Consider the following 23,508-nt stretch of genomic DNA (forward strand, 5'->3'; position numbering starts at 1 on the left):
GGGTTTCACGGAGCGGAACCATTCCTCGGCACGAGGAACAGCATCAGTTTGTGACAGAAACCACTTGCGCGCATCCGGATATGCGTGACAGCGCATATCCGGGCGAGATGGGCCGGGAAATCGCGCACAACAGGTGGGATCGGTCGCGAAACGGGTACGACGACCCGTTGAACGGCGAACGCCCCGTTCCGACGTCGTTGTCGGAACGGGGCGCCATACTGCCTGCCGCTGGCCGGACGCCGTTGTCAGACCACAGCGAGCGGAAGCAGGTTGGGGATCACGGGCGTGGGCAGGTTGGACGAGCCGGTGAGGAACTTGTCCACGGCGTGCGCCACGGACCGGCCCTCCGCGATCGCCCACACCACCAGCGACGCGCCGCGGTGCGCGTCGCCGCAGACGAAGACGCCGGGGGCGGTCGTCTGCCAGTCGGAGCCGCACGAGATGGTGCCGCGCGTCGAGAGGGAGATCCCGAGGTCGTCGAGGACCCTCATGTGTTCGACGCCCTCGAAACCGATGGCGAGCAGCACCAGGTCGGCGGGCAGGAGCTCGACCTCGTCGGACAGCGGCACGACGGTGCGGCGGCCGGACGAGTCCTTCTCCACGCGCACCTGCTGCAGTTCGATGAACCGCACGTGGCCGTCGTCGTCGCCGACGAAGCGGCGCACCGCCACGGTGAAGCGGCGTTCGCCGGCTTCCTCGTGGGCCGGGTAGGTGCGCAGGATGTGCGGCCACACCGGCCACGGCGAACGCTCGTCGTCGCGGACGGCCGGCGGCATCGGGTACTGGTCGAGCTGCGTCACGGACAGCGCACCCTGGCGGGTCGCGGTGCCGTAGCAGTCGGCGCCGGTGTCGCCGCCACCGATGACGATGACGTGCTTGCCCTCGGCCGAGATCGCCGGCGGGCCGTCGCCCTCGCAGGAGCGGTTCGCGGGGACCAGGTGGTCCATCGCGAGGTGGATGCCGTCGAGGTGGCGGCCGGGGGTGGTCTTGTCGTCACGGCCGCGCAGCGCGCCGACGGCGAGCACCACGGCGTCGAAGTCCGACCGCAGCTGCTCGACCGTGACGTCGACGCCGACCTCGCAGCCGGTCACGAACCTGGTGCCCTCGCGGCGCAGCTGGGCCAGCCGCCGGTCGAGGACCTTCTTCTCCATCTTGAACTCGGGGATGCCGTAGCGCAGCAGGCCGCCGAGGCGGTCGTCACGTTCGTACACGACGACCTCGTGGCCCGCGCGGGTCAGCTGCTGCGCGGCGGCGAGACCGGCGGGACCGGAGCCGACGACCGCGACGCGCTTGCCGGAGGACACGGTCGCCTGGGCCGGCTGCACGTAGCCGTTCTCCCAGGACATCTCCGCGATGGTCTCCTCGACCCGCTTGATCGCCACGGCACCACCGGCGTCGTGGGAGATCGCCAGCACGCAGGCGGCCTCGCACGGCGCCGGGCACAACCGGCCGGTGAACTCCGGGAAGTTGTTGGTGGCGTGCAGGCGATCGGAGGCCAGCTCCCAGTCACCGCGGCGGACCAGGTCGTTCCACTCGGGGATCAGGTTGCCGAGCGGGCAGCCCGCGGTTCCGCTGTGGCAGAACGGGATGCCGCAGTCCATGCAGCGCGTGGCCTGCGTGCGGACGGCGTCGTTGCGCTCGGCCGGGTCCTGCTGCAGGTACACCTCGTTCCAGTCCTGCAACCGGTCCGGCTTCGGGCGCTTGGGCGCGTCGGAGCGGGAGTGCTTGAGAAAACCCTGTGGATCAGCCACGAGACGCCTCCATGACAGCCGCGTCAACGTCCCGGCCCTCGGCGCGGGCGAGGCGCATGGCCTCGAGAACGCGCTGGTAGTCGCCGGGCATGACCTTCGTGAACGCACCGGCCCGACGCGTCCAGTCACCGAGCAGCGAGGCCGCGACCGCGGACCCCGTCAGCTCGTGGTGCCTGGTGACGACGTCCTTGAGCCAACGCAGGTCCTCGGCGCTGAGGCGCTGCAGTTGCACCATCTCCTGGTTCACCGACAACGGGTCCAGGTCGAGCACGTACGCGATGCCACCGGACATGCCGGCCGCGACGTTGCGCCCGGTCGGGCCGAGCACGACGGCACGGCCCCCGGTCATGTACTCGAACGCGTGGTCGCCCACGCCTTCCGCCACCAGCGTCGCACCGGAGTTGCGGACGCAGAAGCGTTCGCCGACCCGGCCGCGCAGGAAGATCTCACCGGACGTGGCGCCGTAGCCGATCACGTTGCCCGCGATCACCTGGTCCTCGGCGCGGAACGGCGCGTCGTCGTGCGGCCGGACGATGATCCGCCCGCCGGACAGGCCCTTGCCGACGTAGTCGTTGGCGTCGCCGACCATCTCCAGCGTGATGCCGCGCGGCAGGAACGCGCCGAGCGACTGGCCGGCCGACCCGGTGAGCTTCACCCGGATCGTGTCGTCCTCCAGGCCCTCGCCGCCGTAGCGGCGGGTGACCTCGGCGCCGAGCAGCGTGCCGACCGTGCGGTTGACGTTGCGGACCGGCAGCTCCAGGGTCACCTGGTGCGCGTCCTCCAGCGCCGCCTCCGCGAGCTGGATCAGCGTGCGGTCCAGTGCCTTGTCCAGGCCGTGGTCCTGGTCGCGGACCCGGCGCTTCGCCGTCGGGTACGGGGTGTCCGGCACCTCGAACACCGGGTCCAGGTTCAGGCCCGCGGTCTTCCAGTGCTCGATCGCCTCGTCCTTGTCGAGCAGCTCCGCGTGCCCGACGGCCTCGTCGATCGTGCGGAAACCCAGCTCCGCCAGCAGTTCGCGGACCTCCTGCGCGATGAACTCGAAGAAGTTCACGACGTGGTCGGCCTGGCCGGTGTAGCGGGCGCGCAGGTCGGGGTTCTGCGTGGCGACGCCGACCGGGCAGGTGTCGAGGTGGCAGACGCGCATCATCACGCAGCCCGCGACGATCAGCGGCGCGGTGGCGAAGCCGAACTCCTCCGCACCCAGCAGCGCGGCGACGACGACGTCACGGCCGGTGCGCATCGCGCCGTCCACCTGGACGGTGATGCGGTCGCGCAGACCGTTGAGCAGCAACGTCTGCTGGGTCTCGGCGAGGCCGATCTCCCACGGCGTCCCGGCGTGCTTGAGCGAGTTCATCGGCGAGGCACCGGTGCCGCCGTCGTAGCCGGAGATCAGCACGACGTCCGCGTGGGCCTTGGCGACACCCGCCGCGACCGTGCCGACACCGATCGACGAGACGAGCTTCACGTGCACCCGTGCCTGCTCGTTCGCGTTCTTCAGGTCGTGGATGAGCTGCGCCAGGTCCTCGATCGAGTAGATGTCGTGGTGCGGCGGCGGCGAGATGAGGCCGACGCCCGGCGTGGAGTGCCGGGTGCGCGCGACCCACGGGTAGACCTTGAAGCCGGGCAGCTGGCCGCCCTCGCCGGGCTTCGCGCCCTGCGCCATCTTGATCTGGATGTCCGTGGAGTTCACGAGGTACTCGCTCGTGACGCCGAACCGTCCACTCGCGACCTGCTTGACCGCGGAACGCCGCTGCGGGTCGTAGAGGCGCTCGCGGTCCTCGCCGCCCTCACCGGAGTTCGACCGGCCGCCGAGGCGGTTCATCGCGATGGCGAGGGTCTCGTGCGCCTCGGCCGAGATCGAGCCGTAGGACATGGCGCCGGTGTTGAAGCGCTTGACGATCGAGCTCACCGGTTCGACCTCGTCGATCGGGATCGGCGTGCGGCCCCCGGTGCGGAACTTGAACAGCCCGCGCAGCGTGCCGCCCTGCCGGGAGATGCGCTCGACCTCCGCCGTGTACTGGCGGAAGACGTCCTCCTTGCGCGTCTTCGTGGCGTGCTGCAACAGGAACACCGTCTCCGGCGTGAACAGGTGCAGCTCGCCCTCGCGGCGGTAGGAGTACTCGCCGCCGACCTCGAGCCTGCGGTGCGCGCGGTCGGTGGGGTTGTCCGGGTAGGCGCGGCGGTGGCGCAGCGCCACCTCCTCGGCCAGCACGTCCAGGCCGACGCCGCCGAGCTTGGACTGCGTGCCGGTGAAGTACTCGTCCAGCAGGTCGTTCGACAGGCCGACCGCCTCGAAGATCTGCGCCGCGGTGTAGGCGCCGACGGTCGAGATGCCCATCTTCGACATGATCTTCAGGACGCCCTTGACGAGCGCCTTGACGTAGTTGCGGATCGCCTTGTGCGCGGGCACGCCGGTGATGGCGCCCTGGCTGATCAGGTCCTCGATCGTCTCGAACGCGAGGTACGGGTTCACCGCGGCGGCGCCGTAGCTCAGCAGCGCGGCGACGTGGTGGACCTCGCGGCAGTCACCGGACTCGACGACGAGCGCGACGCGCAGGCGTTCCTTGGTGCGCACCAGGTGGTGGTGCACCGCGGAGACCAGCAGCAGCGACGGGATCGGCGCCATCCGGTGGTCGGAGTCGCGGTCGCTCAGCACCAGCGTGCGGGCACCGTTCGCGATGGCCTCCGACGCCTCGCGGCGCACCCGCTCGATCGCCGCCGTGAGCGCCTCACCGCCACCGTCCACCTCGTACAGTCCGGACAGGACGGTGCACGCGAAGCCGGGCAGGTCGCCGTCGTCGTTGATGTGGATGAGCTTGGCGAGCTCGTCGTTGTCGATCACCGGGTAGTCGAGCGTGACGTGCCGGCACGAGACCGGGCCGGGGTCGAGCAAGTTCTGCTCGGGGCCCATGACGCGCTTGACGGAGGTGACGATCTCCTCGCGGATCGCGTCCAGCGGCGGGTTCGTCACCTGCGCGAAGTTCTGCACGAAGTAGTCATAGAGCAGCCGGGAACGCTGCGACAGCGCGGCGACCGGCGTGTCCGTGCCCATCGAGGCCAGCGGCTCCATGCCGGCGACCGACATGGGCGTGAGCAGGATCCGCAGCTCCTCCTCGGTGTAGCCGAAGGTGAGCTGGCGGCGCACGACGGACTCGTGGCTCTGCACGACGTGCTCGCGGTCGGACAGGTCGGCGAGGTCGAGCAGGCCGGCGTGCAGCCACTCGTCGTAGGGCTGCTCGGTGGCGAGCCCCGACTTGAACTCCTCGTCGTCGACGATGCGGCCCTGCGTGGTGTCCACCAGGAACATGCGGCCCGGCTGGAGCCGGCCCTTGGCGACGACCTGGTCGGACGGCACGTCCAGCACACCGGACTCGGAGGCGAGCACGACGCGGCCGTCGGCGGTCTGCCACCAGCGGGCGGGACGCAGGCCGTTGCGGTCCAGGACCGCGCCGACGAGCTCGCCGTCGGTGAACGTGACGCACGCCGGGCCGTCCCACGGCTCCATCAGCGAGGCGTGGAACTGGTAGAACGCACGGCGCTTCGGGTCCATCGTGGCGTGGTTCTCCCACGCCTCCGGGATCATCATCAGCACCGCGTGCGGCAGGCTGCGGCCGCCGAGGTGCAGCAGCTCCAGCACCTCGTCGAACGAGGCGGAGTCCGACCCGTCCGGGTCGCAGATCGGGAACAGCCGCGCGAGGTCGCCGGGGATGAGGTCGCTGTCCAGCAACGCCTCACGGGCGCGCATGCGGTTGCGGTTGCCGCGCACGGTGTTGATCTCACCGTTGTGGGCGACGAACCGGAACGGGTGCGCCAGCGGCCACGACGGGAACGTGTTCGTCGAGAACCGGCTGTGCACCAGCGCGATCGCGGTGTACAGCCGCTCGTCGTGCAGGTCGGGGAAGAACGCCGGCAGCTGCTCGGTCGTCAGCATTCCCTTGTAGACGATCGTGCGCGACGACAGCGACGGGAAGTACACGCTGCCCTCGTGCTCGACCCGCTTGCGCAGGCAGAACGTCAGGCGGTCCAGCTCGATGCCGGTCTCGCCGCGGGTGCCCTTCACGAACAGCTGCGCGAAGTGCGGTGCCACGGACAGCGCTGTCGGGCCGACGTTCGCCTTCTCGGGATCGACCGGCACCTCGCGCCAGCCGAGGACCTCGAGGCTCTCCTCGACCGCGATGCGCTCGATCTGCTGACGCGCCGCTTCACGTTCTTCGGCTTCAAACGGCAGGAAGGCGATCCCCGCCGCGTACCCGCCCCGTTCGGGCAGGTCGAACTCCACCACAGCGCGCAGGAACTCGTCCGGCAGCTGCAACAGGATCCCGGCACCGTCGCCCGATGTGGGCTCCGCTCCGGCGGCGCCACGGTGTTCCAGGTTGGCCAGGGCGGTGAGCGCGTCGCTCACGATGCCGTGGGAACGCCGGCCCTGGATGTCGGCCACCATGGCGACGCCACAGGCGTCGCGCTCATCAGCCGGGTCGTAGAGACCCTGGGGGCCGGGGATGGCGGAGAAGATCACTGCGCAGACCTCCTTCGTCGTCCTCGCTGAAGAACTAGTCCTCGTGCTCAGACCTCGTACCAACAGGTGGGAGCACGGGACGACGATGGCCCGCGTGTTGACGCGACTTTAACAGCCGCGAAACCCAGGGACACCCTCGAATGGGTGATCTAGGTCATGGAAGCGTAACGATTTCCCAGCGCTGAGCGACATTGCAGCGAACGTCGAACCTCGTTACGGCTGAGTTAGCGTAACCGAACGTTCAACTACCGCCAGTCCGATGAGAGTTGCACAACATTCCGGTGTTGGCAGGAGATCAGCTGGGTAACCCGCTGTTTTTGCTGCTCAGCGGCTCATCGTCTCAGTTAGCGGACGCTCACGCCAGTTCGTCCACCGCAGGCGGACGTGGTTGTTCACGGTCAAAAGACCGAGGTCCCGGCCTTCCCGCTGCGTGCGGGAGGGCCGGGACCTTGGCGTTTCCAGGGGCCGCGCGGGTCAGCGGGCCGGTCTGGTCACGTGGCCGGAAGCGGGAGAGAGGCGCCTCCGGCCACGGAGCTTCAGCGCGCCACCGCGGCGGTCTTCTCCGCCTCGTCCGCCGCGTGCTGCTTCTGCAGCAGGTCGTCCACGTCGACCAGGTCGGGGTTGTTCAGCACCTCGGTCAGGCGCTCCTTGTCGAGGCCCTTCTGCCAGGCCGCGACGACGAGCGAGCCGACACCGTTGCCGATGACGTTGGTGATGGCGCGCGCCTCGGACATGAACCGGTCGATGCCGACGATGAGCGCGATGCCGACGGCCGGGATGGCGCTGTGGGCCTCGAACGCCTGCAGCGACGCGGCCAGCGTGACCAGGCCCGCACCGGTGACGCCCGCGGCGCCCTTCGACGCGATGAGCATGAACAGCAGCAGGCCGATCTGCACGCCGATCGACACGTCGTGGCCGGTGGCCTGGGCGATGAAGATCGCGCCCATGGTCAGGTAGATGCAGGTGCCGTCGAGGTTGAACGAGTAGCCGGTCGGGATGGTGAGGCCGACGACCGACTTCTGCGCGCCCGCCGCCTCCAGCTTGACCATCATGCGCGGCAGCACCGACTCCGAGGACGACGTGCCGAGCACGATGAGGATCTCGTCCTTGATGTAGCGCAGGAACTTCAGCAGGCTGAAGCCCGCGACCTTCGCGACGATGCCGAGCACCACGACGACGAACAGCAGGCACGTGACGTAGAACGAGCCCATCAGCCACAGCAGCTTGCCGAGGATGCCGCCGCCGAACTTGCCGACGGTGTAGGCGATGCCGCCGAAGGCACCGATCGGGGCGGCGTACATGACGATCTTGATGATGCCGAACATGACCTTGGCGAGCGTGTCCATCGCGGACACGACCCTGGCGCCGCGCTCACCCATGCCGGCCACCGCGACGGCCACCAGGATGGCGACCACGAGGACCTGGATCAGCTGACCGTCGGTGAACGCGCTGACGAACGACTTCGGCACCAGGCTCAGGATGAAGCCGGTGACCCCGGTCTCCGCGCTCGACGCGTCCTTCAGCGTCTTGTCCGCGGCGCTGGCGTTCAGCGCGATCTCACCGCCGTGGTGGCCCGGCTGCACGATGTTCACGACGATCAGGCCGATGGCCAGCGCCACCGTGGTCATCGCGGTGAAGTACAGGATCGTCCGCAGTGCCAGACCGCCGGCCTTGGCCAGGTTCCCGAGCCCGGCGATGCCGACGATGATCGTCGCGAAGATGGTCGGGGCGATCACCACCTTGACCAGGTTGACGAACAGGTCGGCGAGCCACTTCATCTCGGACGCCTGCTTCGGGAACAGGAACCCGACCGCAGCGCCCAGCACGATGGAGACCAGCACCCAGAAGTAGAGGTGCCTGTAGATCGGTTTGCGGCCTGTGGTGGTGGTCGCCACTGTTCCTCCTCGAACACTTCGCGTTGGGTAGGAGGGTGAGCCGCGCCACGCACAGCGACAAGGCGGGAACCGGAAACTTCAGACAGCCCTGACGTAACGGTTAGTCTTCCCCGATGTCGCTCAGCCGTCGCACTCTTCTGCTAGGGGGTGCGCTCGTCCTCACGGGGTGCACCCGGCAGAAGGTCGAGGCACCTCCGCGGCTCGTGCTGGCCACCGGCCCGGACGGGGCGGTGTTCCGCGAGATCGGGGCGGCGCTCGCGCGGGTGCTCGCGGAGCAGCTGCCGGACACCGAGGTCGTCGCGCAGCCCACCGGCGCGTCGGTGGAGAACCTCACCCTGCTCGCCGCCGGGAAGGCCGACCTCGCCCTGTCCTCTTTGGACGCGATCGAACGGCCGGAGAGCGTGCGCGCGGTGGGCCGGCTCTACGACAGCTTCATGCAGATCGCGGTGCGCAAGGAGTCGCCGATCCAGTCGCTGGCCGACCTCGCGGGCAGGCGGATCTCGCTGGGGCCGGTGGGGTCCGGCACGGAGTTCACCGGCAGGCGGCTGTTGCAGTACCTCGACGGACCGTCCGCTGTGGACGAACGGATGGCCCACGCGGTGGCGTCGCGGCGGCTCGCGGAGGGCTCGCTGGACGCGTTGCTCGCGCTGACCGGCATCCCCACCGACGCGGTCTACAACATCAAGGACCAGGTGCGGCTGATCAACCTGCAGTCCGAGGCGGTGCGGCTCTACCGCGAGTTCCGCGGCCCGTACATCCCGGCGACCATCCCGCAGTCGGTGTACAACCCGATCCCGGCGTGCCACACGTTCGCGGTGCCGAACCTGCTGCTCGCGCACGGGTCGCTGAGCGCGGACGTGGTCGAGGTCGTCACGCGGACGGTGTTCACCGAGACGGCGCGGATCGTGGAGGGGCACCCGGAGGCGTCGCGGATCAACGTGCGCACCGGCATCGCGACCGGTCAGGTGCCGTTGCACGACGGTGCGCTGCGCTGGTTCCAGTCGGTCAAGCGCTGAGGCGGACCCGCACGTCCAGGCCGGGTCCGGCGTCGTGCAGCGTGAGCGACCCGCCGGCCGACTCGATCAGCTCGGCGCAGATGGCGAGCCCCATGCCGGTGCCGGGCACGTTCTGGTGCTTGGTGGCGCGCCAGAACCGTTGCAGCGCCTGTTCGCGTTCACCGGGGCTGAGCCCGTCGCCGTTGTCGATCACGTGCAGCTCCCCCTCCGAGCCGGTGACGACGACCTCGGTCGCGTTGGCGAGGCGGATGGCGTTGCTGACCAGCTCGTCCAGCACGCTGCCGAGCCCGCCGGGCGGTTCCTGCATGGTGAGGCCCGGCGGCACGGTGACCTTGAGCTCGACGCCGGCCCGGTGGGCGAGCGCCTGCCAGCCGGCCCGGTGCGTGGCGAGCAGCTGGTCGATCTCGACGGGTTCGGTGTCGCGGGCGCTGTCGAGGCGGGTCGCGGCGAGCAGCGTGTCGAGCACCCGGCCCATCTCCTCGGCCTCGTCGACGGCGATCTGGTGCGCCTCTCTCGCGTGCTCCCCCGCCACGTGCGGTTCCAGGTTGTCGACGGCGAGCCGCAGGCTGGCCAGCGGGTTGCGCAGCTGGTGCGACGCGTCGGCGACGAACGCCTTCTGCCTGGTCAGCGCCCTGCCGACGACGTCGACCATGGTGTTGAAGCTGCGGGCGAGCCTGCGCAGCTCCGGCGGGCCGCCGACCTCGTCCGCCCGCACCTCCAGGTTGCCCTGCGCGACCGCCGCCGTGGCCTCGTCCAGCCGCCGCACCGGCCGCAGCACCCACCGCGACATCGGCCACGCCGCCGCGACCACCGCCAGCATCGGCGCGAGCCCGGCCAGCGCCAGCAGCCCCCACTGCCGCAGCACCTCACCGCGCAACGCCCCCGTCGGCGAGATCGTGACGACCGCCGCCACCACCTCGCTGTCCCGCCCGACCGGCTCGACCACGACCATCGGGCCGGCCCGCCACGGCCAGCCCGAGTACCCGGCCGGCGGCGAGTAGCCGCTGAGCGCCGCGCTGAGGCCGCCCTCGACCAGGTCGTCACGCGGGTCGAAGCCGTTGCGCGAGGTGATCAGCACGCTGCGGTCGGCGCTGACCAGCGCGACCGTGATGCCGTAGACGTCGTCGTAGCGGTCGAACTCGTCACGCAGCAGCTCCGTGCGGTCCGACTGGAGCGCGCTCTCGGCGAGCGAGGCGAACCGGCTGGCGTCACCGAGGCGGTCGAGGTAGGTGGACTGGGTCTCGCGCTGCACCACCGCGGAGGCGAGCGGGATGCCGAGCGCGGCGACGAGTGCGACGAGCAGCGGAACGGTGATGACCAGGAGTCGGCGCAGCATCAGCCGCCGTCACGGGTCAGTCGGGTCGGGCACCTCACGGCGTTCATCATCCGGCAGAGCCGGTACGACGCGCAGGTCCTGTTCCCGAAGTCACGCTCGGTGGCGACCCGATGACCGGGTCTCAGGTGGCGAGCCGGTAGCCGACGCCGCGCACCGTCTCGATCTTCACGTCCGCGCCGAGCTTGCCCCGCAGCGCCGCGATGTGCGTGTCGAGCGTGCGGGACGGTGCCTCCCAGTGCGCCTGCCACACCTGGTCGACGATGAAGTCGCGGCTGACCACCTCGCCCGCCCGGGTCGCGAGCAGGGCGAGGAGGTCGAACTCCTTGCGGGTCAACGACAGCTGCACGCCGTCGAGGGTCACGACCCTGGTGGGCACCGAGATGCTGAGCGCGCCGATCCGGACCGGGCCCTCCGCCTCCGGACCGGCGCGGTGGGCGCGGGTGCGGCGCAGCACCGCCTCGATGCGGGCGAGCAGCTCGGACGTGCCGAACGGCTTCACCACGTAGTCGTCGGCGCCCGCGCGCAGGCCGAGGACGCGTTCCCGTTCCTCGCCGCGCGCCGTCACCGTGATCACGGCGGTGCCGGGGCGGTGCCGCAGCTCGCGCAGCACGTCGAGGCCGTCACCGTCGGGCAGGCCGAGGTCGAGCAGCACCACGTCCGCGGGCGCGGCCTTCAGGGCGTCGGCGGCCGTGGCCACCCGGTGCACCTCGTAGCCGGCGTGCCGCAACGCGGTCAGCAGGCCCCTGGCCACCCGGTCGTCATCCTCGACGACGAGCACGCGCACTCGGTCACTCCGGTTTGACTGACTCCGCCTGGGAGTTGCTCTTGTCCTTGTCCGCCGCGACCTCGACCGGCTCCGCCGCGGGTGCCGCGGTGTCCGCGGCCTCGGTGCCGTCATCCACGGCCGCCGGCTCACCGGTGCCCCGCAGCGCCGCGACGTCCTCCCGCGGGCCGCGCGACCTCGCGATCACGAAGTAGGCGACCGCGCCGAGGAAGACCAGCACCGACACCCACACGTTCACGCGCTGCCCGAACACCAGCGTCGCCTCGTCGGTGCGCATCAGCTCGATCCAGAACCGCCCGGCCGTGTAGCCAGCGACGTACAGCGCGAACACCCGGCCGTGGCCCAGGCGGAACCTGCGGTCGGCCCACACGATCAGCGCGGCGACACCGAGGTTCCACAGCAGCTCGTAGAGGAACGTCGGGTGCACGACCTGGATCGGCGTGTGGTCGATCGCCACACCGGCGAGCATGTCCTCGCGACCGTCCGGCGTCACCCGGCGGTAGATCTCCAGGCCCCACGGCAGCGTCGTGTCGCCGCCGAAGAGCTCCTGGTTGAAGTAGTTGCCGAGCCGTCCGACGGCCTGCGCCACGACGATGCCGGGCGCCAGCGCGTCCGCCATCGCGGGCAGCGGGATGCCCTTGCGCCGGCAGCCGATCCAGGCACCCACCGCGCCGAGCGCGATCGCGCCCCAGATGCCGAGGCCGCCGTTCCAGATCTCCAGCGCCGCCAGCGGGTTCTTGCCGGGCCCGAAGTACTTCTGGTGGTCCGTGATGACGTGGTAGAGCCGGCCACCCACGAGACCGAACGGCACCGCCCACACGGCGATGTCGGTCACCTCGCCCTTGATGCCACCGCGCTCGGCCCAGCGGCGCTCACCCCACCAGATGGCGATGATGATGCCCGCGATGATGCACAGCGCGTAGGCCCTGAGAGGGAGCGGACCGAGGTACCACACACCGCGGTCAGGGCTCGGGATCGTGGCCAGCACGACGGAGTTCAACCCGTTCAACACGCCGCCCACCGTACCGGTGAGGCCGTGAGCCCCCCGTGGGGACGCTCGATCGTTACCTCGTCGAGGTCAACCCCGCCCATCCGGGACCACCTGGCCGGGATACTCGGACGCGCTCGGTGACGCCTCGGGGGAAGGGTCTGCGATGACGGTCCTGGTGGTCGGCGGCGGTATCGGCGGCTTGGCGGCGGCACTGGGCCTCGCACGGGCCGGCCACCGCGTCGCGGTGCTGGAGGCGGCGGCCGCGTTCGAGGAGATCGGCGCCGGGATCCAGGTCGGCCCGAACGGCTTCCGCGCGCTCGACGCGCTGGGCGTCGGCCCCGCGGTGCGGTCACGGGCGGTGCACGTCGACGAGCTGCGGCTGCGGTGCGGCGTCTCCGGGCGGGTGCTGGCGGCGCTGCCGGTGGACGACGTCTTCCACGCGCGGTTCGGCACGTACGCCGTGGTGCACCGCGACGACGTGCTGCGGCCGTTGCTCGACGCGTGCCGGGCGCACGAGCTGGTCGACCTGCGCCCGGACAGCGGTGTCGTCTCGTACGCACAGGACGGCGAAGGGGTGACGGCGGTGCTGCGCTCGGGTGCCGTGGTCCGCGGGTCCGCCCTGGTCGGCGCCGACGGGCTGCGGTCCGCCGTTCGTCGTCAGCTCACCGGCGACGGCGACCCGGTGGTGTCCGGCCACACCTCGTTCCGCGCGGTCATCCCGGCGGCGGCCGTGCCCGCGCGGCTGCGGGAGAACGTCGTCACGCTGTGGGCCGGCCCGCGCTACCACGTCGTCTGGTACGTCATCGCCGGCGGGCGGTACGTCAACCTCGTCGCCACCACGGACAACGACGCGCGTGAACCCCTGTCCGGCGTGCCCGTGGAGCACGCCGACGTCATGAAGCACTTCACGCCGCTGTGCCCGGACGCGGCCCGGGTCATGGAACTCGCCGACGAATGGCGTGCCTGGGTGCTGTGCGACCGCGCGCCGACGCCGAACTGGCAGGACTCGCGCGTGGTGCTGCTCGGCGATGCCGCCCACCCCGTGCTGCAGTACGCCGCCCAGGGCGCCTGCCAGGCGCTGGAGGACGCCGTCTGCCTGGCCTCGGCGTTCGACCCCCGTGACGTGGATGGCTCTTTTGCGCGATATGTCGCCCTGCGTCGAGAGCGAACAGCGCGCGTCCACCACGTTTCACGGTTGATGGGACGGGAGGTCTACCACCCGGCGGGCGCGGCGGCCGAGGCCCGTGACGCGCTGTTCGCGTCGTGGAGCACGGCTGACCTGCACGACCGGCTGGACTGGCTGTACGGCGTCAGAACCTGATGGTGACCGGGAACGGCTTGGTCAGCTCCAACTGGCCGTTCCGGCTGCGGGCGATCTCGACGTACTCGGTGCCCTGGCGTTCGAGCAGCGTCGCCTCGACCACCGCCCCGGCCGGGTCGACCATCAGGTAGTACGGGATGCCCGCCTTCGCGTAGAGGGCGCGCTTGAGCCCCTCGTCGTTCAGCCGCGTGCTCGGCGACAACACCTCGCCGACCAGGACCACGTCCGAGACGGGGAACATGACGCCCGCTTCGCGCGGCTTGACGACCGTGAAGTCCGGGATGACCAACCGGCCGCTGGACAGCAGGACGTTCAGCTCGATCGTGGCCTCGAAGTGGTCCGGGCAGGCCGCACGCAGGCTCGCAGCGATGTCGAACACCAGCTGCTGGTGGCGGTAGGACCCCAGCGGGCTCACGAGCAGCATCCCGTCGACGAGCTCGACGCGCTGACTGCCGTCCTCCGGCAGTGAGAGGACGTCGTCGAGCGTCCACGGACCGACGTGCCTGGGCAACAGGTAGTCGGTCGCCGCCACTTCGACTGGAGCCGCCACTGGGCATCACCTCCGAGAACCGCCCGACGCACACCAGTGTGGCATGCCGGACGAGTAGTTGGCTTGTGCATGCGGCCACGATCGCAGGTCAGACCGACAGTATGAGGAAGATCCGGGCCTCTGCGACCCGAGTTCACTCGATCGATCAGGCGTTCGAATGAGACCAACCGATTGGGCGAATTCCAAGCCTCGGGTAGAGCCTCAGACGGTGGCAGCGGCCGATCGCACGCCTTGGGCGAGGTCTTCGGCCAGCGCGCGCAGCCCGGCCTCGCCGTCGGCGACCGCCGCCGACACGAACGCCGACCCGACGATCACGCCGTCTGCGAACCCGGCGATCTCCGCGGCCTGCGCACCGGACCGCACGCCCAGCCCGACACCGACCGGGATCGAGGTGTGCTCACGGACCCGCGCGACCAGCGCGGGAGCGGCCGACGACACCACGTCGCGGGCGCCGGTGACGCCCATGACGGCGGTCGCGTAGAGGAAGCCGGAGGAGGCCCGCGCGGTCATCGCGATGCGGTCCTCGGTCGACGACGGCGCGACCAGGAAGATCCGGTCGAGCCCGTGCTCCTGCGAGGCGGCCATCCAGTCGTCGGCCTCGTCCGGCACGAGGTCCGGCGTGATCAGGCCGAGGCCACCGGCGGCCGCGAGGTCACGCGCGAACGCGTCCACGCCGTACTTCAGCACCGGGTTCCAGTACGACATCACGACCGCGCGCCCACCGGACTCGGCCACGGCCGACACCACGTCGAACAGGTCCCGCACCCGGAAACCGGCGGACAGCGCCTGCTCGGCCGCGGCCTGGATGGTCGGGCCGTCGATCACCGGGTCGGAGAACGGCAGGCCGACCTCGACCAGGTCGCAGCCGGACTCGATCATGGCGCGCAGGTGGGACTTGGAGCCCTCGACCGTCGGGAAGCCGGCGGGCAGGTACCCGACCAGTGCCGCACGCGACTCGGCACGGGCGGTGGCGAAAACCTCGGACAACGACATCAGGCCTGTCCCCCGTCCGCGAGGCCGAAGTACTCCACGGCCGTGTCCATGTCCTTGTCGCCGCGGCCGGAGAGGTTCACGACCAGCAAACCCTCCGGACCGAGCTCCTTGCCCAGCTTGAGCGCGCCGGCGAGCGCGTGCGACGACTCGATCGCCGGGATGATGCCCTCGGTGCGCGACAGCAGCGCGAAGGCCTCCATGGCCTCGGCGTCGGTCACCGGGAAGTACTCGGCGCGGCCGATGTCCTTGAGGTGCGAGTGCTCGGGGCCGACGCCGGGGTAGTCGAGACCGGCGGAGATCGAGTGGGCCTCGGTGATCTGGCCGTCCTCGTCCTGCATCACGTACGACATCGCGCCGTGCAGCGAGCCGCGCGTGCCTGCGGTCAGCGTCGCGCCGTGGCTGCCGCTGTCCAGGCCGGAGCCGCCGGGCTCCACGCCGACCAGGCGCACGTCCGCGTCGTCGATGAAGCCGTGGAAGATGCCGATCGCGTTCGAGCCGCCACCGACGCAGGCGACGACCGCGTCGGGCAGCCGGCCGGCCTTCTGGAGGATCTGCTCACGGGCCTCGATGCCGATGACGCGGTGGAAGTCGCGCACGAGCAGCGGGAACGGGTGCGGGCCCGCGGCCGTGCCGAGCAGGTAGTGGGTCTCGTCGACGTTGGCGACCCAGTCGCGCAGCGCCTCGTTGATCGCGTCCTTGAGGGTGCGGGAGCCGGACTTCACCGGGATGACCTCGGCGCCCAGCAGCCGCATGCGGGCCACGTTGAGCGCCTGCCGCTCGGTGTCGACCTCGCCCATGTAGACGACGCAGTCGAGGCCGAGCAGCGCGCACGCCGTCGCGGTGGCCACGCCGTGCTGGCCGGCGCCGGTCTCGGCGATCACGCGCTTCTTGCCCATGCGCTTGGTGAGCAGCGCCTGGCCGAGCACGTTGTTGATCTTGTGGGAGCCGGTGTGGTTCAGGTCCTCGCGCTTGAGGAACACGCGGGTACCGGCGTGCTCGGCGAACTTCGGCGCCTCCGTCAGCAGCGACGGGCGGCCCGCGAAGTCCCGCAGCAGGCGCTGGAACTCGTTCACGAACTCCGGGTCGATGCGCGCCTTGTCGTACTCGGCGGCCAGCTCGTCCACCGCCGCGATCAGGGCCTCCGGGACGAACCGGCCGCCCCACGGACCGAAGTGGCCACGGTCGTCGGGATCGTGCGGCGTGGGCGTGAACTGGCCCATCGAGTTCCTCCTGCAGCTGCCTTACCGGCTCGGCCTCGGGCACGCCGGGTGTGAACCGGCGGTCACGAGCTTGTTCACGGCGGCCTTGGGGTCGCCGCTGGTCACCAGGCTTTCGCCGACGAGCACCGCGTCGGCGCCCGCTCCGGCGTAGGCCATCAGGTCGCCGGGCCCGGTCACGCCCGACTCGGCGATCTTGATCGTCTCGAAGGGTAGTCCCGGAGCGATCCGCCCGAAAACGTCTTTGTCGACCTCCAGCGTGTGGAGGTTGCGCGCGTTGACGCCGATGACCGACGAACCCGCCTCCAGCGCGCGGTCGGCCTCCTCGGCCGTGTGCACCTCGACCAGCGCCGTCATGCCGAGCGACTCCACCCGGTCGAGCAACGACACCAGCGCGTTCTGCTCCAGCGCGGCCACGATCAGCAGCACCAGGTCCGCGCCGTGCATGCGGGCCTCGTGCACCTGGTAGGGCGACACGATGAAGTCCTTGCGCAGCATGGGGATCTTCACCACTCTGCGCACCGCGTCGAAGTCGGCGAGCGACCCGCCGAAGCGCCGCTGCTCGGTCAGCACGCTGATCACCGAGGCGCCACCGGCCTCGTACGACGCCGCGAGCTCGGCCGGCTCCGGGATCTCCGCCAGCGCGCCCTTCGACGGGCTCCTGCGCTTGACCTCGGCGATGACGCCGACGTTCGGACCACGCAGCACCGACATCACATCGAGCGGAGGAGCAGCCTTGGCCGCGCGCTCCTTCACGACGTCGAAGGACAACTGCGCCTCGCGAGCGGCGAGATCCTCACGGACACCTTCGAGGATCGATTCGAGAACCGTCACAGTCTTGCTCCCCTTCCCGCTGTGGGGATGCTAACCCCGCCGGAGTAACGCCCCGGCCACCGGGGGTTCCTCGTCCACGCAGCTAGGCGTGGTCGTTCGCCTGTCACATGCACGAATGCCGATGAATGATCTTCACTCGTCGGTGTCAGCCCGCGCCGGGCTGTCACCGGTGCCGGGACCGTCGGTCGGGTCGTCGCCGCGTTCCAGCGCGCGCCACATGTCCTTCTCGGGATCCTCGGCGCGGGTCTTCTGCCCGCCCATCCCGATCTTCGGCATGCGGGCGCCGAAGGCCACCTGGACCGCACCGGAGGCCGCCACGAGCACGCCGCCGGCGACCGCGAGCCAGTGACCGCCGAACGCCGCCGCGACACCCACGACGACCAGCACCACCCCGAGCACGCGCCGGGCCACCCCGCTCACCGCGACGACCGCGGCCACGGCGGCGAGACCCAGCAGCGCGACCGGCACCAGACCGGCACCCCAGAACGCCCCCGCCGCGCCCACCAGCAGGAGCGCGGCGATCCACAGTGGACGGTTACCCCTCAACGGCGGGCTTCATCGTCTGCGCGGTGGCGATCGCGGCCAGCACCGCGCCCGCCTTGTTCAGGGTCTCGTTGTCCTCGGCCAGCGGGTCGGAGTCGGCCACGATGCCGCCACCGGCCTGCACGTACGCCACGCCGTCGCGCAGCAGGGCGGTCCGGATGGCGATGGCGGTGTCCGCGTCGCCGGCGAAGTCGAAGTAGCCGACCACGCCGCCGTAGAGGCCGCGCCGGGTGGGCTCCAGCTCCTCGATCAGCTCCATCGCGCGCGGCTTGGGCGCACCGGACAGCGTGCCGGCCGGGAAGCAGGCCGCCACCGCGTCGTAGGCGGTCTTGCCCTCGGCCAGCTCACCGGTCACGGTCGACACGATGTGCATGACGTGGCTGTACCGCTCGACCTTGAAGAAGTCGACGACGTGCACCGAACCCGGCTTGCAGACCCGGCCCAGGTCGTTGCGGCCGAGGTCGACGAGCATCAGGTGCTCGGCGCGTTCCTTGTGGTCGGCGAGGAGGTCCTTCTCCAGCAGGGCGTCCTCCTCCGGGTCCTCGCTGCGCCAGCGGGTGCCCGCGATCGGGTGAGTGGTCGCCTTGCCGTCGCGCACCGTGACCAGCGCCTCGGGGCTGCAGCCCACGATGTCGAAGCCGTCGAGGCGCAGCAGGTACATGTACGGGCTGGGGTTCGTCGTGCGCAGCACCCGGTAGATGTCGAGCGCGTCGGCGTCGGTGTCGATCTCGAACCGCTGCGACACCACGACCTGGAACGCCTCGCCCGCGCGGATGGCCTCCTTGGCCTTCTCGACGGCGGCGAAGTGCTCGGCCTGCGAGCGGCGGCGGCGGAACTCCGGCTTGGGCCGGGAGAACACCGCGGTGGTCGGCGGCGCGGGCATGTGCAGCGCCTCGGTCATCTCGTCCAGCCGCCGCACCGCGTCGTCGTAGGCGGCGTCGACGTTCTCCGGCGAGTTGTCCCAGTTGATCGCGTTCGCGATGAGCGTGACGGTGCCCTCGTGGTGGTCGAGCGCCGCGAGGTCGGTCGCGAGCAGCATGACCAGCTCGGGCAGCTTGAGGTCGTCCTCGGCGATGGTGGGCAGCCGTTCCAGCCTGCGCACCGCGTCGTAGCCGATGTAGCCGACCATGCCGCCGGTCAGCGGGGGCATGCCGGGCAACGGGTCCGTGCGCAGCACCTCGATGGTCTCGCGCAACGCCTGCAGCGGGTCACCGCCGTCGGGCAGCCCGACCGGCCGCGTGCCGGTCCAGAACGCGTCGCCACCGGTCGCCGTCAGCGCCGCCGTGGACCGCACGCCGATGAACGACCACTGCGACCACGACCGCCCGTTCTCCGCGGACTCGAGGAGGAACGTGCCCGGCCGGTCGGCCCCGAGCTTGCGGTACAGACCGACGGGCGTCTCCGCGTCCGCCAGCAGCCTGCGCACGACCGGCACGACCCGGCGGTTGACCGCCAGCTCGCGGAACTCCTCACGCGTGGGGCTCACGGCCCCCAGACCAGCGGCGGCCACAGCCCCGATGACGCTCACCATGCCGCAATTGTTGCATAAATTCAACAACTGTTGAACTATGGCTCCCGTGGAGCAAGTGAACCAGAAACGGCGAGGCCGCCGCGCCGCGGGCGAGGACACGCGGGCCGCTCTGCTCGCCGCCGCCCGCGAGACGTTCGTCGAGAAGGGCTACGACGGCGCCACGGTCCGCGCGATCGCCGCCCGCGCGGGCGTGGACGCGGCCATGGTCAACCACTGGTTCGGCGGCAAGGAGGGCCTCTTCGCCCAGTCCGTGCTGCAGCTCCCCTTCGACCCCGCCGAGATCCTCAAACGCCTGCTCGACGGCCCCGTCGAGGAAGCCGGCGAACGCATCATCCGCACCTTCGTCACCGTCTGGGACGCCACCGGCGGCGGCACCTTCGCCGCGCTGATCCGCAGCGTCACCAGCCACCAGGAGGTCGCGAACGCGCTGAAGTCGTTCTTCATCAACGCGATCTTCAAGAAGCTGCTCACCGAGATCGGCGCGCGGGACCGCGACCTGCGCGCCACCCTGGCCGCCACGCAGATGGTCGGGCTCGGCATCGTCCGGTACGTCGTGCGGTTCGAGCCGCTGGCGTCGACCGACCTGGAGACCGTCGTCAGCGCCATCGGGCCGAACATGCAGCGGTACCTGACGGGTGACCTGAGCGCGCCCTGAGCCGGCGGCCGGGCGGGGCGGCGGTCAGGCGTCGGCGAGCAGGACCGTGGCGTCGAAGCAGGTGCGGTCGCCGGTGTGGCAGGCCGCGCCGACCTGGTCGACGACGAGCAGCAGCGTGTCGCCGTCGCAGTCGAGCCGCACCTCGTGCACGTACTGGGTGTGCCCGGACGTCTCACCCTTCACCCACAGCTGCCGGCGGCTGCGCGAGTAGTAGGTCGCGCGGCGGGTGGTCAGCGTGCGGTGCAGCGCCTCGTCGTCCATCCACGCCACCATCAGCACCTCGCCGGTGCCGCGCTGCTGGGCGACCGCGCAGACGAGGCCGTCGGCGGTGCGCTTGAGGCGGGCCGCGACGGCGGGGTCGAGGGGACTGCTCAACGGGGGCCTCCCAGTCGTTCACGAGCGGGTCCGGTGTTGAGCAGGACCACTCCGTAGATGTGCACGGCGGACAGCATGCCGGACGCGACACGGGCCCACACCGGGCCGTCGGCCAGCACGATCACCAGGTGCAGCAGGGCGACGAGCACGAACACGACCATCGCCGGGTAGTGCACGAACCGCAGCCCCAGCAGCAGGCAGGCCGCGACCGGCAGCTCGACCAGCGCCACGAACGACGGCAGCTTCAGCACGTCCGCGTCCCCGCTCGTGCGCCACAGCACCAGTCCGACGGCGAAGAACACCAGTGCGCCACCGAACGCCACCGCCGAGCAGACCAGCACCTCCGGCGACCTGCGGCGGGTGGTCATCGCACGACCACGCCCGCGTGGCGCAGGCCGTCCTTCACCTCACCGATGCGCAGCTGTCCGAAGTGGAACACGCTCGCCGCCAGCACGGCGTCCGCACCGGCCGCGACCGCCGACGGGAAGTGGTCGACCGCACCGGCGCCGCCGCTGGCGATCAGCGGCACGTCGACCTCGCGGCGCACCAGCTCGATCAGCTCCAGGTCGAACCCGGCCTTGGTGCCGTCGGCGTCCATCGAGTTCAGCAGGATCTCGCCGACGCCCAGCTCCTGGCCCTGCGCCGCCCACCGCACCGCGTCGATGCCGGTGCCGGTGCGCCCGCCGTGCGTCGTGACCTCGAACCCGGTGCCGCCGGGCACCCGCCGCGCGTCGACCGACAGCACGACGCACTGCGCGCCGTAGCGTTGCGAGCACTCGCGCAGCAGCTCCGGCCGCGCGATCGCCGCCGTGTTGAGGCTGACCTTGTCCGCGCCGGCCCGCAGCAGCCGGTTCACGTCCTCCGGGCTGCGCACGCCGCCGCCGACCGTGAGCGGGATGAACACCTGCTCGGCCGTCCGGCGCACCACGTCGAAGGTCGTCTCGCGGTCGCCGCTCGACGCGGTGACGTCGAGGAACGTCAGCTCGTCCGCGCCCTCGGCGTCGTAGGCCCTGGCGAGCTCGACGGGATCGCCCGCGTCGACGAGGTTGGTGAAGTTGACGCCCTTCACCACCCGGCCCCGGTCGACGTCGAGACAGGGGATGACACGGACCGCGACCGACATGCGCGAAAGCCTACAAGCAGCCCTTTCCCGACTACGCTGGACACCATGATCACCGAACTCGGCGAGGGTAAGTACCTGCTGCTGACGACGTTCCGCAAGGACGGCACCGCGGTGCCGACGCCGGTCTGGGTCGTGCCGGGCGGGAACGGGGTCATCCACGCCTGGAGCGCCCGTGACACCGGCAAGGTGAAGCGGATCCGGCGCAGCGGTGACGTCGAGGTCGGCGCCTGCGACTTCCGCGGCAACCCGCAGGGCGCGTCGGTCAAGGCGCGCGCACGCCTGCTGGACGACGACGCCAGCGACGCGGTCCGGGCGAGGATCGCGAAGAAGTACGGCATCGCCGGCTGGCTGACGGTGTTCGGCAGCAAGCTGCGGCGCGGCCGCACCGGCACGGTCGGCATCGAGATCACGGCGCCCTGACCAGCCGCACCGTCAACCCGAGGTTGACCCCTTCTACGTCGTCAACCTAGAGTTGACGCCGTGATCCAGTTGACCGACCTGATCGCCACCGTGGCCGGTGAGGCCGACGACGTGCTCGTCCGGCTGACCAGGGCCGTCGAGCTGAGCGGGCAGCTGAGCGAGCTGGGCGACCACCTGGTCGGGCACTTCGTGGACGAGGCGCGGCGCGGCGGGGCGAGCTGGGCGGAGATCGGCGAGAGCCTCGGCGTGACGAAGCAGGCGGCGCAGAAGCGGTTCGTGCCGAAGGAGTCGCCGGAGCTGACCAAGCCGTCGATGGACCGCTACACCCAGCGGTCGCGGCGGGTCATCGCGCTGGCCCGCCACCACGCGCGGTTCAGCGAGCGGATCGGCACCGAGCACCTGCTGCTGGGCCTGCTCGACGAGTCGGGCGGCCTGGCCGCCAAGACGATCGCGAAGCTGGAGTCGGGTGACGGCAGCACGCGGCTGGCGGTGCTGCACCGGCTGGACGCGGAACCCAGGCAACGTCCCGACAAGCAGCCCTACTCGACGCACTGCAAGAAGTCGCTGGAGCTGGCGGTGCGCGAAGCCCTGCGGATGGGGCACATGTTCATCGGCACCGAGCACATCCTGCTCGGCGTGCTGCTCGCCGAAGGCGGGACCGCGGCCGCCGTGCTCAACGCCACCGGCGTCACGCACGCGGCAGCGGCCCGCCACGTCGAGAGCGTCGTCAGCGGACCGCCGCAAGCGCTTCCGGGAGCGTGAAGGCACCGGCGTACAGGGCCTTGCCGATGATCGCGCCCTCCACGCCGTCGCGGGTCAGCTTCGCCAGCGCGACCAGGTCGTCCACACTGGACACCCCGCCGGAGGCGATGACCGGCGCGTCGGTGCGGGCGCAGACCTCGGCCAGCAGCTCCACGTTCGGGCCCTTCAGCGTGCCGTCCTTCGACACGTCGGTGACCACGTAGCGCGAGCAGCCGTCGCGGTCGAGGCGGTCGAGGACCTCCCAGAGGTCGCCGCCGTCGGAGGTCCAGCCGCGGCCCTTGACCCGGTGGCCCTGCTCGGTGATGCGGACGTCCAGGCCCACGGCGATCTTCTCGCCGTACTGTGCGATGACCTTCGCGCACCACGCCGGATCCTCCAGCGCGGCGGTGCCCAGGTTCACGCGGGCGCAGCCGGTGGCCAGCGCGGCCTCCAGCGACGCGTCGTCGCGGATGCCGCCGGACAGCTCCACCTGCACGTCCAGCTCGCCGACCACCCGCGCCAGCAGCTCGCGGTTCGAGCCGCGCCCGAAGGCGGCGTCCAGGTCGACCAGGTGCACCCACTCCGCCCCGTCGCGCTGCCACTGCAGGGCCGCGTCCAGCGGCTCGCCGTAGTTCGTCTCGGTACCGGCTTCGCCCTGCACGAGGCGGACGGCACGACCGTCGGCCACGTCGACAGCGGGGAGGAGTGTGAAGGTCACCCGCTCAGCCTAGCGTCCCCCGGCACGAGACCGGCCACGCGCTCCTGCGCGTCGGCCACCCGCGAGAACCCGGACGGAACGGACGTGCCGGGCGGCACGGCGCCGCCGTCGTTCGCCGGCGCCGGACTGCGGTCGTCGGGGGTGCGCCGAAGTGCCCGTGACAGCGCGGTGCCGAGCCGCGGCCCGACTCGCAGAGCG

At 71.0% G+C, this 23,508-nt stretch carries 21 protein-coding genes; 5 read left to right on the forward strand and 16 right to left on the reverse strand.

The window, feature by feature from the left end; all coding sequences use genetic code 11:
- Positions 1-245 precede the first annotated feature (245 nt).
- The 3 genes from ADL03_RS09590 to dctA form a co-directional block, all read right to left on the reverse strand.
- The gene (locus tag ADL03_RS09590) at positions 246-1,751 is read right to left on the reverse strand and encodes a glutamate synthase subunit beta (RefSeq protein WP_053733020.1); all 1,506 of its coding nucleotides are present in this window, start codon (positions 1,749-1,751) and stop codon (positions 246-248) included.
- Entirely contained in the window at positions 1,744-6,267 is a 4,524-nt protein-coding gene (gene gltB / locus ADL03_RS09595; protein WP_053733021.1) for a glutamate synthase large subunit, read from the reverse strand. The genes ADL03_RS09590 and gltB overlap by 8 nt, the downstream gene beginning before the upstream one ends.
- A gap of 536 nt (positions 6,268-6,803) precedes the next feature.
- The gene (gene dctA, locus ADL03_RS09600) at positions 6,804-8,162 is read right to left on the reverse strand and encodes a C4-dicarboxylate transporter DctA (RefSeq protein ID WP_053733022.1); all 1,359 of its coding nucleotides are present in this window, start codon (positions 8,160-8,162) and stop codon (positions 6,804-6,806) included.
- Positions 8,163-8,275: 113 nt separating this feature from the next.
- Here dctA and ADL03_RS09605 point away from each other — a divergent pair, with 113 nt between their 5' ends.
- The gene (locus ADL03_RS09605) at positions 8,276-9,178 is read left to right on the forward strand and encodes a TAXI family TRAP transporter solute-binding subunit (RefSeq protein WP_053733023.1); all 903 of its coding nucleotides are present in this window, start codon (positions 8,276-8,278) and stop codon (positions 9,176-9,178) included.
- Here ADL03_RS09605 and ADL03_RS09610 read toward each other — a convergent pair.
- From ADL03_RS09610 to lgt, 3 genes are all read right to left on the reverse strand, one after another.
- On the reverse strand, positions 9,168-10,514 hold the full coding sequence (locus ADL03_RS09610; protein ID WP_053733024.1) for a HAMP domain-containing sensor histidine kinase: 1,347 nt from the start codon (positions 10,512-10,514) through the stop codon (positions 9,168-9,170). The genes ADL03_RS09605 and ADL03_RS09610 overlap by 11 nt on opposite strands.
- 121 nt (positions 10,515-10,635) lie before the next feature.
- A complete protein-coding gene (locus ADL03_RS09615; protein ID WP_231641705.1) occupies positions 10,636-11,292 on the reverse strand; it encodes a response regulator transcription factor in 657 nt (218 codons plus the stop codon).
- A gap of 10 nt (positions 11,293-11,302) precedes the next feature.
- On the reverse strand, positions 11,303-12,310 hold the full coding sequence (gene lgt / locus ADL03_RS09620) for a prolipoprotein diacylglyceryl transferase (protein WP_369808958.1): 1,008 nt from the start codon (positions 12,308-12,310) through the stop codon (positions 11,303-11,305).
- Positions 12,311-12,452: 142 nt separating this feature from the next.
- On the opposite strand from lgt, the gene ADL03_RS09625 reads away from it, so the two are divergent.
- Entirely contained in the window at positions 12,453-13,610 is a 1,158-nt protein-coding gene (locus ADL03_RS09625; protein ID WP_053733026.1) for an FAD-dependent monooxygenase, read from the forward strand.
- Here ADL03_RS09625 and ADL03_RS09630 read toward each other — a convergent pair.
- The 6 genes from ADL03_RS09630 to ADL03_RS09655 all read right to left on the reverse strand — a co-directional run bounded on the left by ADL03_RS09630 (position 13,600) and on the right by ADL03_RS09655 (position 19,305).
- Positions 13,600-14,160: a Uma2 family endonuclease gene (locus tag ADL03_RS09630; protein ID WP_063798525.1), complete on the reverse strand. Its 561-nt coding sequence runs from the start codon at positions 14,158-14,160 to the stop codon at positions 13,600-13,602. The two genes, ADL03_RS09625 and ADL03_RS09630, sit on opposite strands and share 11 nt — an antisense overlap.
- Positions 14,161-14,361: 201 nt before the next feature.
- Positions 14,362-15,153 carry a tryptophan synthase subunit alpha gene (gene trpA / locus ADL03_RS09635; RefSeq protein WP_053733028.1) on the reverse strand — a complete coding sequence of 264 codons (792 nt, stop codon included), beginning with the start codon at positions 15,151-15,153 and terminating at the stop codon, positions 14,362-14,364.
- A complete protein-coding gene (gene trpB / locus ADL03_RS09640) occupies positions 15,153-16,373 on the reverse strand; it encodes a tryptophan synthase subunit beta (protein ID WP_053733029.1) in 1,221 nt (406 codons plus the stop codon). The genes trpA and trpB overlap by 1 nt, the downstream gene beginning before the upstream one ends.
- A 21-nt stretch (positions 16,374-16,394) precedes the next feature.
- Positions 16,395-17,204, reverse strand: a complete 810-nt coding sequence (gene trpC, locus ADL03_RS09645; protein ID WP_053733030.1) for an indole-3-glycerol phosphate synthase TrpC — start codon at positions 17,202-17,204, stop codon at positions 16,395-16,397.
- A 132-nt stretch (positions 17,205-17,336) separates the two neighbouring features.
- Positions 17,337-17,750, reverse strand: coding sequence for a Trp biosynthesis-associated membrane protein (locus ADL03_RS09650; RefSeq protein ID WP_053733031.1), 414 nt, complete (start codon positions 17,748-17,750; stop codon positions 17,337-17,339).
- On the reverse strand, positions 17,740-19,305 hold the full coding sequence (locus tag ADL03_RS09655; RefSeq protein WP_369808959.1) for an anthranilate synthase component I: 1,566 nt from the start codon (positions 19,303-19,305) through the stop codon (positions 17,740-17,742). Before ADL03_RS09655 ends, ADL03_RS09650 begins: the two co-directional genes overlap by 11 nt.
- 19 nt (positions 19,306-19,324) lie before the next feature.
- On the opposite strand from ADL03_RS09655, the gene ADL03_RS09660 reads away from it, so the two are divergent.
- Positions 19,325-19,933, forward strand: coding sequence for a TetR family transcriptional regulator (locus tag ADL03_RS09660; protein WP_197288230.1), 609 nt, complete (start codon positions 19,325-19,327; stop codon positions 19,931-19,933).
- Between the two features lie 24 nt (positions 19,934-19,957).
- Here ADL03_RS09660 and hisI read toward each other — a convergent pair whose 3' ends face one another.
- From hisI to hisF, 3 genes are read right to left on the reverse strand one after another with little or no spacing between them, the layout of a single operon-like run.
- Positions 19,958-20,308, reverse strand: coding sequence for a phosphoribosyl-AMP cyclohydrolase (hisI, locus tag ADL03_RS09665; protein WP_053733034.1), 351 nt, complete (start codon positions 20,306-20,308; stop codon positions 19,958-19,960).
- The gene (locus ADL03_RS09670; protein ID WP_053733035.1) at positions 20,305-20,676 is read right to left on the reverse strand and encodes a hypothetical protein; all 372 of its coding nucleotides are present in this window, start codon (positions 20,674-20,676) and stop codon (positions 20,305-20,307) included. The genes hisI and ADL03_RS09670 overlap by 4 nt, the downstream gene beginning before the upstream one ends.
- Positions 20,673-21,431: an imidazole glycerol phosphate synthase subunit HisF gene (hisF, locus tag ADL03_RS09675; RefSeq protein WP_053733036.1), complete on the reverse strand. Its 759-nt coding sequence runs from the start codon at positions 21,429-21,431 to the stop codon at positions 20,673-20,675. The genes ADL03_RS09670 and hisF overlap by 4 nt, the downstream gene beginning before the upstream one ends.
- A 45-nt stretch (positions 21,432-21,476) precedes the next feature.
- Here hisF and ADL03_RS09680 point away from each other — a divergent pair, with 45 nt between their 5' ends.
- Together ADL03_RS09680 and ADL03_RS09685 are read left to right on the forward strand one after the other, a co-directional pair.
- On the forward strand, positions 21,477-21,851 hold the full coding sequence (locus ADL03_RS09680) for a PPOX class F420-dependent oxidoreductase (protein WP_053733037.1): 375 nt from the start codon (positions 21,477-21,479) through the stop codon (positions 21,849-21,851).
- 60 nt (positions 21,852-21,911) lie between these two features.
- Complete coding sequence (locus ADL03_RS09685; protein ID WP_053733038.1) at positions 21,912-22,613, forward strand: Clp protease N-terminal domain-containing protein; 702 nt, start codon at positions 21,912-21,914, stop codon at positions 22,611-22,613.
- On the opposite strand, the gene priA is transcribed toward ADL03_RS09685, so the two are convergent.
- Entirely contained in the window at positions 22,579-23,310 is a 732-nt protein-coding gene (gene priA, locus ADL03_RS09690) for a bifunctional 1-(5-phosphoribosyl)-5-((5-phosphoribosylamino)methylideneamino)imidazole-4-carboxamide isomerase/phosphoribosylanthranilate isomerase PriA (RefSeq protein ID WP_053733039.1), read from the reverse strand. The genes ADL03_RS09685 and priA overlap by 35 nt on opposite strands.
- Between the last annotated feature and the right edge of the window lie 198 nt (positions 23,311-23,508).

Source organism: Nocardia sp. NRRL S-836 (assembly GCF_001279525.1).
Lineage (GTDB): Bacteria > Actinomycetota > Actinomycetes > Mycobacteriales > Pseudonocardiaceae > Lentzea.